The 11534-nt window shown below is 67.8% G+C and carries 11 protein-coding genes and 1 pseudogene; 3 read left to right on the forward strand and 9 right to left on the reverse strand.

All coding sequences use genetic code 11. From position 1 onward, the window contains the following. Window positions 1–394 (forward strand): transposase (locus JGS39_RS28750; RefSeq protein ID WP_219572517.1); only part of this gene is annotated, 394 nt, incomplete at its 5' end. Window positions 395–425: 31 nt separating this feature from the next. Here JGS39_RS28750 and JGS39_RS28755 read toward each other — a convergent pair. From JGS39_RS28755 to JGS39_RS41145, 3 genes are all read right to left on the reverse strand, one after another. After that, window positions 426–1243 (reverse strand): IS5 family transposase gene (locus JGS39_RS28755; protein ID WP_219572518.1). Its coding sequence is split into 2 segments (ribosomal slippage): window positions 426–904 and window positions 904–1243, totalling 819 coding nucleotides; the frame shifts between segments, so codons are not numbered across the junction. 129 nt (window positions 1244–1372) lie between these two features. Further along, window positions 1373–1690: a DUF6221 family protein gene (locus JGS39_RS28760; RefSeq protein ID WP_219572519.1), complete on the reverse strand. Its 318-nt coding sequence runs from the start codon at window positions 1688–1690 to the stop codon at window positions 1373–1375. A gap of 191 nt (window positions 1691–1881) precedes the next feature. Then, complete coding sequence (locus tag JGS39_RS41145; RefSeq protein ID WP_236063704.1) at window positions 1882–2631, reverse strand: transposase; 750 nt, start codon at window positions 2629–2631, stop codon at window positions 1882–1884. A 290-nt stretch (window positions 2632–2921) separates the two neighbouring features. Here JGS39_RS41145 and JGS39_RS28770 point away from each other — a divergent pair, with 290 nt between their 5' ends. Next, complete coding sequence (locus tag JGS39_RS28770) at window positions 2922–3977, forward strand: type II toxin-antitoxin system Phd/YefM family antitoxin (RefSeq protein ID WP_219572520.1); 1056 nt, start codon at window positions 2922–2924, stop codon at window positions 3975–3977. A 403-nt stretch (window positions 3978–4380) separates the two neighbouring features. On the opposite strand, the gene JGS39_RS28775 is transcribed toward JGS39_RS28770, so the two are convergent. Then, window positions 4381–6090, reverse strand: coding sequence for a RecQ family ATP-dependent DNA helicase (locus JGS39_RS28775; protein WP_219572521.1), 1710 nt, complete (start codon window positions 6088–6090; stop codon window positions 4381–4383). Between the two features lie 448 nt (window positions 6091–6538). Here JGS39_RS28775 and JGS39_RS28780 point away from each other — a divergent pair, with 448 nt between their 5' ends. Then, window positions 6539–7219 carry a pyridoxamine 5'-phosphate oxidase family protein gene (locus JGS39_RS28780; protein ID WP_308120769.1) on the forward strand — a complete coding sequence of 227 codons (681 nt, stop codon included), beginning with the start codon at window positions 6539–6541 and terminating at the stop codon, window positions 7217–7219. Window positions 7220–7291: 72 nt separating this feature from the next. Here the strand turns inward: JGS39_RS28780 and JGS39_RS28785 are convergent, their stop codons facing one another. The 5 genes and pseudogenes from JGS39_RS28785 to JGS39_RS28805 form a co-directional block, all read right to left on the reverse strand. Next, window positions 7292–7429 (reverse strand): hypothetical protein, encoded by a 138-nt coding sequence (locus JGS39_RS28785; protein WP_219572523.1) that lies wholly within the window; start codon window positions 7427–7429, stop codon window positions 7292–7294. A 140-nt stretch (window positions 7430–7569) separates the two neighbouring features. Continuing rightward, window positions 7570–8347 (reverse strand): annotated as a pseudogene (locus tag JGS39_RS28790) (IS5 family transposase); the annotation flags it as partial. A 38-nt stretch (window positions 8348–8385) separates the two neighbouring features. Further along, window positions 8386–8547: a hypothetical protein gene (locus JGS39_RS41150; RefSeq protein WP_236063702.1), complete on the reverse strand. Its 162-nt coding sequence runs from the start codon at window positions 8545–8547 to the stop codon at window positions 8386–8388. A 518-nt stretch (window positions 8548–9065) separates the two neighbouring features. Continuing rightward, window positions 9066–9953 (reverse strand): oxidoreductase, encoded by an 888-nt coding sequence (locus tag JGS39_RS28800; protein WP_219572525.1) that lies wholly within the window; start codon window positions 9951–9953, stop codon window positions 9066–9068. 190 nt (window positions 9954–10143) lie between these two features. Then, window positions 10144–10854 (reverse strand): hypothetical protein, encoded by a 711-nt coding sequence (locus JGS39_RS28805; RefSeq protein ID WP_219572526.1) that lies wholly within the window; start codon window positions 10852–10854, stop codon window positions 10144–10146. Between the last annotated feature and the right edge of the window lie 680 nt (window positions 10855–11534).

Here is an 11534-nt window from a genome sequence, read left to right on the forward strand (position 1 = left end):
CGCCGCCACCCTGACCGGCGGCAACCGCAACGATGTCACCCAGCTGATCCCACTCCTCCAGGCCGTGCCGTCCGTGCGGGGCAAGCGTGGCCGGCCCCGGCACCGCCCGGACGTGGTGCTGGGTGACCGCGGCTACGACCACGACAAATACCGCCGCCTGGTCTGGGGCCTTGGCGTGAAGCCGGTGATCGCCCGGCGCGGCACCGAGCACGGCTCGGGACTGGGCACCCAACGCTGGGTAGTGGAGCGGGCATTCGCCCACCTGCACTGGTTCCGCCGGCTACGGATCCGCTGGGAGATCCGCGACGACATCCACGAAGCCTTCCTCACCCTCGGATGCGCACTCATCTGCTGGCGACGCCTGCGCGCTCTGGTGACCGATGCCGTGGGCTAGCTATCTGCCGCCAGCCGGTTAAGACGGTGTCCTATGTGGTGAGGCGGACGAGCCGCTTGTAGCAGCAGAGAGCGGCGGCGAGTCCGAGAAAGGCCAGGTAGTTGGAGGGTTGGCGTTCGTAGCGGGGGCTGAGTCGACGGTAGCCGGACAGCCACGACATGGTCCGCTCGATAACCCACCTGCGCCGGCCGAGTCGTTCGCTGGACTCGACTCCCTTGCGTGCGATGCGGACGCCGATATGCTTGCCCCATAACCATTTCCGCAGGTGGGGCACGTCATAGGCTTTGTCCGCGTGCAGTCGCTGGGGCTTGAAATGCCGACCACGATGGGGGTCGTGTCTCGTTTGGTGACCGGCGACCATGGGCCTCAGGGCGAGGCTGTCGTGGACGTTCGCGGCGGAGAGGCCAACGACCAGGGGCAGTCCGTTCGCGTCCGACAGGACGTGCATCTTGGAACCCGGCTTACCCCGGTCCACGGGGCTCGGACCTGTGTGTTCGCCCCCTTTTTTGCCCGCACGTGCGCGGAGTCGAGCACAACGCTGGAGACATCGATGAGGCCGGCGTCGTCGAGGCGGTGTATCACCGCTTCATGGAGTCGGCCCCAGACACCGGCTCTCGACCAGATCATGAACCGGCGGTGCACCGTCGACTTCGACACCCCGAAACATGGTGGCAAAGCCCGCCACGAACACCCGCTGACCAGCACATAGACGATCGCCGCGAACAAGGTCTCATCAGGCGTGTCCTGCGTTCCGCCGCCCTGCGGCCGCACCTTCGACGGCGGGATTTGGGGCTTCGCGATCTCCCACAACCCGTCCGGAACAATCCAACTCCACGTTCCCTGACCCATGTTGAACAGTGCTACCCAGCAACCCCACATAGGACACCGTCTAAGGGCTATCCCACAAATGATCTCCAGAGGCCGAGGGTCAGTCAACACGCGGCCGCGCTGGGGCCTCTGTTCGTGTGCTGCGCCGCTTCAGGCCCATGCGGGGAAGTCAGGGTGGTCGGCGTAAGGCGAGGCAAGGTCACGTAGGTCATGGGATGGCCAGGGGTCGCGGGCGTGACGGGCCAGTATGCGCCGTTTGGAATCGATCTCGCGCAGGACGCGGGCCGGGTCGTGCAGGGCCACATGCAGAGCGATCGTGGAGTGGAATCCGGAGAGGTCAACCTGGCAGAAGTCGACCGTGTGTCCGTGGGCAGACCACTCCCCGCATCCGTCACCGTCGCAGCGCCCGGCCAAGTCGGCCTCCTCGTCCAGCCGCGCCTTGATGAACCTCACCAGTTTTTCAGCCATAGAGCTCATAACATGATCACGCGGCCCAATCCCAGTAGTCGTGTCGTGGTGGAGCGTGGGAGCGTGGCCCTGGATTGTGGGCGATGACCTGTCTGAGGAAGAGCGGCTGGATGAGCGTGGTGTGGGCGGCGACTTCGCCGGAGTCGGGACTGTTCCATCCGCTTGAGAGACGTTCAGAGGTGAAGGTCCTGTCAGACCGCTTCAACGACCTGCGTTCTCGTGGTGAGGGTTACGTCGAGGTTCGGTCGCCGAACAGGGAGTTCCCGGTGCTGATCCTGGCCTTCCGGGGTGATCACGCTGTCGTCCATCTGATGAGTGACACCGAGCGGATGTCTCTGCTTGTAGGAGACGGCACCGTGCCCTCGGGTACCGAGGTTGAAGTCCCGAGCATGGACGGTCTCGCCGCGTTCACGGGCGACTTTGTCTTGGACGTTGATCGGGCGTGGGACCTGGTACAGGACTTCGCCCAGACGCGGGCCGCTGGCCCTCTGGGTGAGTGGTGTGAGCTGTAGCCAAAAGCTCGTGACACGATCATGACGGGCCTTCTTGAGGCGTCTCCAGCAGATCAGGCCGCAGGCCAGAGAGACGAAGGCGTCGTGGAGTCCGGTTCGGCGTTCCCAGCGGACGGCGAGTCGTTTGAAGTGGTGGAGCCGGGCGAAGGTCTGCTCGACGACGTAGCGGAGCTTGCCAATGCCCTTGATGTTGGGTGATCCCTTGCGGGAGATGACGGGCAGGATCCGCCGGTGACGCAGCTCGTCACGGTTGGGGTTGGAGTCGTATCCCTTGTCGCCGAGCAGGAAGTCGGGTCGGCGGCGGGGCCGGCCGGGGCGGCCCGCGACAGGCGGGATACCGTCGACCAAGGTGAGGATCTGGGTGACGTCGTTGACGTTCGCTGCGGTGGTTATGACCTTGAGCGGAGTGCCGCGTCCGTCGCAGATCAGGTGGTCCTACGTTGTTTGCGTGGGTTGGACGGGCCAGTCGTAAGGTCCAGAGACCCAGAGATGCCGGGTGTGGCTTTCAGGTGGTTGCCCTCGATGGTTCCAAACACCTCGCCGCCCGGTGTCTCACGACGACCCGGCCGCTGATTAGGAGTTGCGGGCCCCTGGACACTTTCACCACCGGCCGAGCTCCGAACCGCCCTGCTTTTCCGCCGAACACACCCACATGCAGCGGCGGTGCAGAACCCGCACCCAGCCCGGCCGCCACATCGCCGCCAGTAATGTCCCCTCGTATGGACAACGTTGAACTGAGCGACGCCGTAGCGGACTTCGCGGGTCTCGTCGGTCGCGTCGAGGAGACCGGCGAGCGGGTGTGTGTCGTCGACGGAGGCGAGCCGACGAGTGTGCTCCTCCCCGCGGCGGAACTCGCCGAGCTGGAACACTTCGCCCAACGAGCCCACGGCGGAGCGCGACACCGGCCCAGATCCAGATCGGGGCAGGGGCACCCGTTCGGCCCGGACCCGCAGGGCCCGTACATCCGGTACGTGCACGCCGACGGGGGGCGGATGACCTTCGTGCGAGACCGGGTGGTCGTGGCCGAGCTGAGATCCGTCACGGAGCTCGACTGGCTGGAGGACAGGGCGCGCACGGCCCGCCAGGGCTACATGCCCCCGAAGCAGGCGGCCGCGTTCGAGGAGTTCCTCGCCCGCCAGGGCCCGGTGGGCGACGGCGTGGCGTGGATCGCCGGCAGTTGGCGGTGCCAACAGCCTTTTACCGAAATCGTGTTCATCAAAGGGCCGACCGCCGAGGACGTCGCTCTCGCCTACGGGGCCGACGCGCAGGACATCGCCGACGGGCTGCTGCTCCACCAGGTCGAGGAGCAAGACGCACGGGAGGGCACCGACGACCTCACTCGCGTACTGGCCTTCGGGGAGGAGAACGGCTGGACGTGGCTGGGCTACCACGACTTCGACCACGCCATCTCGCGCTCCCTCGACCCGCCTCCCGAGCAGCAGATCACCCTCGGCGCGACCATGGCCAAGGCCATTTACACCTTCAGCTACTTCGAGGACGGGGTGTACCAGAACCCCTTCCCGATCGAGGACGGCGCCGAAGACCAGCGAGACATGTACGAGCTCATCTGGTACACCCCGGGGGAGGCACCGTTCGCCCCGGAAGCGCCGCTGTCCCTCCTCAACCTGCACCTCCGCATCGCGGAGAAGTCAGGCAATTGGACGGACAGCATCGCACTGTTCTTCGAAGGCCTGGAACGTGCCTTCGGCCTCGCCCTGCCCCGGGACGCAATCACCTTCGGAAACGTACGCTGCGCCCGTCCGGCCCGCCGCTGAACCAGGGGCGCGAGGCGCACTACCGGAACCGCCGGTTCTCCTCACCACATACGGCTGGACCAGGACTGCGCGAACCCGCCACGGTCCGACGCATGCTGGATCCCGAACTGCTGAAACGGATCACCGCCCGTCGTCCGGAACTGGACGAACTCGAAAAACAGCTAGGGTCTTTCATTTGGATCAGGCCGGGTCAGGGAGCGGGGTCTGGTGCCGCACCCCGCAAGGCGCAGGAGGGAGGCGACGCGGAGCGTCGGCGACTGACGACAACGCAGCAAGGTGCGGCACCAGGGCACGCAAGCCCGGCATGATCCAAACGAAAGACCCAGCCGGAGCGGGCCCGCGATCCCGGGCTGCGGGGCGAGTGCCTGCAGGCCGGCCCGTGGTCCGCGCCGGCCGCGGGCCTTCAGCGCAACGTCAGCAAACCGTTCTGTTCGACCACGTCCAGGGAGAGCGTGCGGTAGCCGGCCGTCTCGAACAGCACGGTCAGCCGACGGCCGTCCTGGCTCATCACCGAGCCGTCCCCCCACTGACCGTGCCGGACCCGGGCGCCGAGCCGGAAGGGGTGCGGGGCGTCGTCGGCGCGGCTCACCTCCTGCGGGGCCACCGGTCCGCCGGTGCCGGCCAGCACCCCCGCGGCTGCCTTCGGGCCGTCCGGGGAGAGTGCGGCGGCCTCGCAGCGGTCGCAGGAGCCGCAGGACCCCCCGGCTTCCGGTTCCTGCCCGAAGTAGCCGAGCAGGAACCGCCGCAGGCAGCCCGTGTTCTCCGCGTAGCCCCGCATCATGTCGACCCGCGATCGCTCCAGCTGCTGGTGTGCGTCACCGAGTTCGACGGCCTTGCGGGCGGCCTCCGCCGGATCGGCGGCGCCGGTGGTCTCCAGGTCTCCCGATTCGGTGGTGCGTACCGCTTCGACCTGTTCCAGTAGATTGACGACGGCCGTCAGCCGACTCGCCGTCAGGCCCGTCTCGCTGCGCAGGTCGCTCGGCCGGACCGGGCCAGCATGTTCCTCCAGCGTGCCGGCTACCTGGGAGACGGTGTCCGGGTCGGGGCGTCCGGCGGCGAAGAACCGCTGCATGCCGAGGTCCTGCGACCGGTAGGCGAGGATCGCCCGGGCAGGCTTCCCGTCCCGTCCGGCGCGGCCTATCTCCTGGTAGTAGGCGTCCAGGGAGCCGGGCACCGAGGCGTGCAGCACGAACCGGACGTCCGGCTTGTCGATGCCCATCCCGAAGGCGGAGGTGGCCACCACCACGTCCAGCTCCCCCGCGAGAAAACGGTCGTGCACCGCGCCGCGTTCCTTGGCGGGCAGGCCGGCGTGGTACGCCGCCACGCCCAGCCCCAGGTCGCCCAGCTCGCGGGCGTACTCCTCGGACTCCTTGCGGGTCGCCGCGTAGACGAGCCCGGGCTTGGGTTCGGCGGCGGCGCGTTCGACCACCGCCCGGCGCTTGTCGGCGGCGCTCCGAAAGTGGATGACCTCCAGGTAGATGTTGGGCCGGTCGAAGCCGGTGACCACCTCCCGCACGTCGCGCATGCCGAGCCGCTGGACGATGTCCGCCCGCACCGGGGCGGCGGCGCTCGCCGTGAGGGCGAGCACCGGCGGGCGGCCGATCCGGTCGATCACCTGGCCCAGCCGCAGGTACTCGGGCCGGAAGTCGTGCCCCCAGGTCGACACGCACTGTGCCTCGTCCACGACGAACAGCGCGGGCCGTGCCGCCGCGAGCTGCTCGACCACCTCGTCCTTGGCCAGCTGCTCCGGGGCGAGGAAGACGAAGTCGACGTCTCCTTCGCTGATCCGGTCCCACACCGCGTCGTTCTCGCCGCGGCTCTGGGTGGAGTTCACGGCTGCGGCGTCCGCACCAGCCCGTCTCAACAGGCCGCTCACCTGGTCCCGTTGCAGGGCGATCAGAGGGGAGACGACGACGGTGGGGCCGGGCAGAAGTACCCCGGGCACCTGGTAGACGGCGGACTTCCCAGCGCCGGTCGGCATCACCACGAGAGTGTCGCGCTGTTCCATGACCGACTTCATCGCCCGCAACTGCTCCGGGCGCAGCCGCTCCCATCCGAACACCTTGCGCGCACTGCGCTGCAGTCGCCGGGACAACGCGCTGAAGGTGAACATGGTGCTCCTCGGGGGCTGTGGGATCGGGCCGGGCGGCAGAAGCGCCGTCCGAGTGACCTCCGACTACCCCGCGTCCGCCACCTCACGACACCGAATGCGGCCGATCCCGTCGGCCGCCCGCGCGACAGCTCGCCCGCCCCGGACCTTACGCGCGAGCGGCACGCCGCGCCGACGGGGTGCGCACGTCGCTCAGCGCATGTCGCAGCGCCGTCGCGGACCGGGATCGCAGCACCCTCACCTCCCGCACCACCCCACACGTTGCAACTATTTGAGCACCTTTTCAGGTTCCGTAGAACTGATTTCGTTGAGGGGCTGGCACTCAGCTACTGATATCAGTAGCTTGAGGGCACATCGACCTCCGTGGAGCGCGCGCCTGTGCCGGGCCGCGACAGCCGCCCGGTTCGTCATGAAGTCCAGCAACGGACAACTCCCTCGCGAAAGAGCTGACGTGAACCACAGCCAACTGCCCGCCACGCTGCCGGAAACAGACCGCACCCGTCACCGCCGGCTACGGGAACAGGGCAGCCTGGACCGCGGCGAACTCGAAGCGATCCTGGACGCAGGCTTCCTGTGCCACTTCGGTGTGGTCATCGAAGGGGACCCCGCGGTCGTCCCCACCGTCTACGGAAGCGACGGGGAGAACCTCTACTTCCACGGCTCCGTGGCCAGCCAGAGCCTGACCGCCTCGCCGGGGGCGACGGTATGCGTCACCGTGACGCACGTGGACGGCCTCGTCCTTGCGCGGTCGGTGTTCGAGCACGGCGTCAACTACCGCAGCGCGATGATCTACGGCGTCCCGCGCCTGCTCACGGATGCGCAGGAGAAGCTGGAGGGGCTGCGCTGCCTGACCGAGCAGGCCGCACCGGGACAGTGGAACCACGCGCGGCGGCCGAACCTCAGGGAGCTGGCGGCGACCTCCCTGCTGGCCGTTTCGCTTCGAGAGGCGTCGGTCAAGATACGAACGGGCGCCCCGGAGGACGGCGACGGACCCGACGCCGCCCTCGGGATCTGGGCGGGCGTCCTGCCCCTGATCTCCACCTGGGGCGCCCCGGAAGCCGACCCCCTGCTCCCTGACGGCATCGAACCGCCCCGACACATCGCAGCCCGCAGCGGAACCCGGGCGGGTTGAACCTCCGCCCGGACGCGGCCGCAGCCGCTCTCGCCCCGGGACACGGGCCCGGCATGATCCAAACAAGAGTACCTAGCAAAGCAGTTGGCGGAGGTGCGGGCCGAGCGGGACGAACTCGCCATCGCCGAACGTGTCCTTGACCGGGTGAGTGAGCAGCTCGCCGACGAGCGCACCTCGGCCGCCCCGGCGCCGGGGCAGGTGGGCGGTCAAGCGGTGATGCTGATCCCGCACCGCACGCGCTCGAGCGGGCCGATGTCTTCCTGGAGACGGGCACGCCGGGTTCGGGAGGCGGCTCGGGGAAACCCACTGGTGGAAACACCAGCAGGGCGCCCCGAGTCGACCTCACCGGCGGCGCGGAACTGCTTGAGGCGGGCGAAGCATCGCTCGACCACGTTGCGATCACGGTAGACCTGCTTTTCGAAGGCGGGTGGCCGACCGCCAAGGCGCCCGCGGCGTCGGCGGTTGGCTTCCTGATCGCGGCGTTCGGGGATAGTGACGGCGATACCTCGGCGCCGCAGCAGCCAGCGGATCGCCCGGCTTGAGTATGCCTTGTCGCCCAGCACTCGATCCGGCGTGGTGCGAGGGCGGCCTGCGTCCCCCTGGGGATATGAATCCCGTCGAGAACCTGACCGAAGACGGTGGCGTCGTTGACGTTGCCGGGCGTGAGCACGATCGACAACGGTGGGCCCCGGCCGACCACGGCGAGGTGAACCTTGGTGGTCAGCCCTCCCCGTGACCGGCCGAGCGCCTGGCGCGTCTGCGAGCAGTCCGGATCCTCCAGTTCGTCCCCGTCTGCGGCCCCCTTTTACGGGCGCCGGCGGCATGCTGGTGCGCCCGGTTGACCGTTAAGTCGACGGCAACCATCCACTCCACCTGACCCACCGCGTCGCCGCGGACCTGAACGTGCTTCAGCAGGTTTGCCCAGGTGCCGTCGGCCTCCCATCGGGCGAACCGCTCGTAGGCGGTCTGCCACGGCCCGTACCTCTCCGGGACATCACGCCACGGGGCACCGGTCCGCAGCCGCCACATCACACCGTTGACCACCTGCCGGTGATCACGCCACGGGCGACCACGCCCGTCCACCTTGGGCAGCAGGGGCTCTATCCGCTCCCATGCCGCGTCCGTCAGCTCGCCTCAACCTGCCACAAGATCAATTATCGGCTGACTCAGTCGCCCATGAACCACAGGTAGCTGCCCGGCGTTCCCGCGCACGCTTCCAAGAGCCCAGCAAGGTCGAGAAGAGCCGCCCGATGCCGCTCGTCGGAGCAGTCGCAAATCAGGACAGCAACCTCCTGACGAGCAACTTCGGCCTCCTGCTCGTTGAACATGGTGTCCCCATACAAGTCAACCCAGCCCAACTTGCCAGACCCGTTATGGACGAGCGCGCTCAGCGCACGCGCGAGCGCGTCGCCATGCGCGTAGGACCCACGAAGCAGCGTCGCCCGAGACGACCCGTTGCGAGGCCTCCCCGAGTGCAGTTCAAGCTCGATACCCACTGACCCTCCAATGATCTCCGCACCACAGCTTCGCAGAGATCATTTGTCAGACAGGCCCTAGCGGCAGATATCCAGCCCACGGCATCGGTCACCAGAGCGCGCAGTCGTCGCCAGCAGATGAGTGCGCATCCGAGGGTGATCACAAGGCCGGCGGCCGCGGTAGCTCGCTCCTGGACGCCGGCCCCACCATCACCGCCACCACCGTCGTGAACATGCTCGGCGTGATCGTCGGAAGCGGCGTCGGAATCGCGCAGGGCCGCAGATGACTCCGGAAGTCAGACCGGAACGATGAGATCTGAGCGTCCCGAGGGACGTGACCGCGTGCGTCGGCCCCTCCTGGGGGCGCGGTCTCAGGGGGCGAAGGAGAGGCCGGTCAGCTTCTCTGAGACCTCCCACAAGCGGCGGGCGGTATCTGGGTCGGTCGCCGAGGCAACCGGCTTGACGAGCTTGGGGTGACCACGGTTCTCGCCCCGGCCGTCGGGGCCGTAGAACTCGCCGCCTTGGACGGCGGGGGCGGTGGCGGCGCAGAGCTGGTCGAGGGCTCCCTTGGTGACGTGCTGGGCCATCAGGAGGTTACCGATCCGGCCGCTCAGGTTGAGCAGGCCGGTCGGACCGGAGGTCTGCAGGTTGGTGGCGGTGTAGCCGGGATGGGCCAGCACGCTGATCGCGGGGCTGCCGGCCGCGCGCAGCCGCCGGTCCAGCTCCAGGCCGAACAGCACGTTGGCAAATTTGGACTGGGAGTAGGCGGCGAACGGGGAGTAGGAGCGCGCGGCTTGCAGGTCGTCGAAGTCGATCCGCCCCCGCCGGTGCAGGGTGGAGCTGACGGTGACGATCCGGGGCGCCGAGCCGGCGCGCAGCACGGGGTAGAGCAGAGCGGTCAGCGCGAAGTGCCCCAGGTGGTTGGTGCCGAGCTGGAGCTCGAATCCCTGCGCGGTGGTCCGCTTCGGCGTCATCATGACGCCCGCGTTGTTGACGAGCACGTCGGCGTGGTCGACTCCGGCGGCGAACCGGGAGACCGACTCCAGGTCCGCTAGGTCCAGGGTGCGGACTTCCACCGATCCGGGCAGGCTTGCGGCAGCCGCCCGGCCCTTCTCCGGGTCACGCGCCGTCATGATCACGTGCGCGCCATGCTCGGCCAGTCGGCGCGCTGTCTCCAGGCCCAGGCCGCTGTTCGCGCCGGTGACCACGAAAGTGCGGCCGGTCTGATCGGGGATGTGGGCTGCTGTCCATTTGCTCATACTGTTCCGTTCGGAGGGCCGGTGCGGCGTCGGCCGGTACTGGGTCGGGTGGGGTACTCGTGCGCTGGTCAGTGTCTTTTCGGTGGCGACAACTCCGAAAGCTCTTCTACGACCGACGGCCACTGAACCCGGTCCTCGGGTCTGCTGGCCTTGCTATTCGATCGTGAGTTTCCTGTTCGGTGCCGCGAGGCTACTGCTGATGGGCGGCTGGTTGCGCGAGAGTGAGTCCGCTCCACCGCTCCAGTTCGTCCGCGTGGCTGCCGGCCGCCGTCGCCTGGGCGACCGCCACGGCTTCCTTCAGTGTCGGCTCACCACGACGGGAGAGCAGCGTCAGCGGCCAGGCCGGAGTGCCTGAGCGCTCGCCGTCGAAAGGGTGCCAGTCCCAAGCTGCATCGAACCGCCAGGCGCGCCCGTTCCGGTCGGCAACCTCATCACCCAGTTCGAGGAAGGCGTAGGGACGGAAGAACAGGTCGATGCGTATCGGTTCGCCGCCGACCGGATCGATCGTGTACCCCTGGTCCTCAAGGTCAGGGTCATGGGTATCACCCTGCCGCAGGACCTCGACGTAGGACGCGGGCCGCGGCAGCATGCCGTTGACCAGAGGCGGATCGAAGTGATGGACCGCTTGGACGTGCACCACAGTCGAGGGGATTCCCACCAGGCAGGTATCGCCCGGCTTCAGTGCGGTCTCCGCCGGTTCCGTTCGGAAGATCTCCCACTCGCGGGCCGCGGGCATGGGAATCGCCCTCTGGCCGTTCCATCTGAAGTTCTCGGCCTGCGGGTCCACTTCCAACCACGGCCACCGCACGGACACGTAGGAACGGGTGACCCTTGTGACGGTGGCCTCGATGAACGGGCACTCCAGCAACAGCACGTCACCGGGCCGGTAGTCGTGATTCATGGACGCATTCTGCATGCCGCCACTGACAAACCACCGAATGAGCATCCGGCGTTCCGAAGAGGCCACCCACAGACTGCCCCCTTCCATGAGAGCCAACTCATCTGGGAGCAACGCCCGGCGCCATTCTCAAACCACCCGGCAACCCCGCAGGGCAAAGCCCCGCCAACTGCCAACTCGAATTGCACGGAATGAACGATGTGCTGGGTGGGGCGGTCGGCTGCACCGTAGGAAATGCCACGGTTCGTGAGACTGAGCTGCTGTGCCATCAACCTGAGAAGGATAGAGAACCGCAGGTCGACGTGCATGGCCTGTGCCACGAGTGGCGAGACCCTACAGGGCTGGGAAAGATCGGCACGCCCTCGGCGTGGCACGTCGGTGCCGCTGGCCTGCCGCCCGCACTTCGATCCTTGTGACTGAGCATCGTACTTGGCCCGACCGGCCAAGAGCACGCTCACCAATCAAACCAGCATCATGCCGAACACAGCATCTACGACAAGTGTGACCCCGGCGGCCGCACCCCGCAGTAGACCGAGACGCCACTACCCACCCGTGCCATAACGGCCTATTGTCTCGGTATCCCGCCTAGTACTCCAGCCGTAGTTCTCCATTAGCGCTGGTCAGCGGCTTGGGTGTGGGGATTGTAGCGGGGTGGGTTGGGGTGCGGGGCGGTCTTGGCGGAC

The sequence above is a fragment of the Streptomyces poriferorum genome (assembly GCF_019399235.1).
In the GTDB taxonomy this organism is placed as follows: Bacteria; Actinomycetota; Actinomycetes; order Streptomycetales; family Streptomycetaceae; genus Streptomyces; species Streptomyces poriferorum.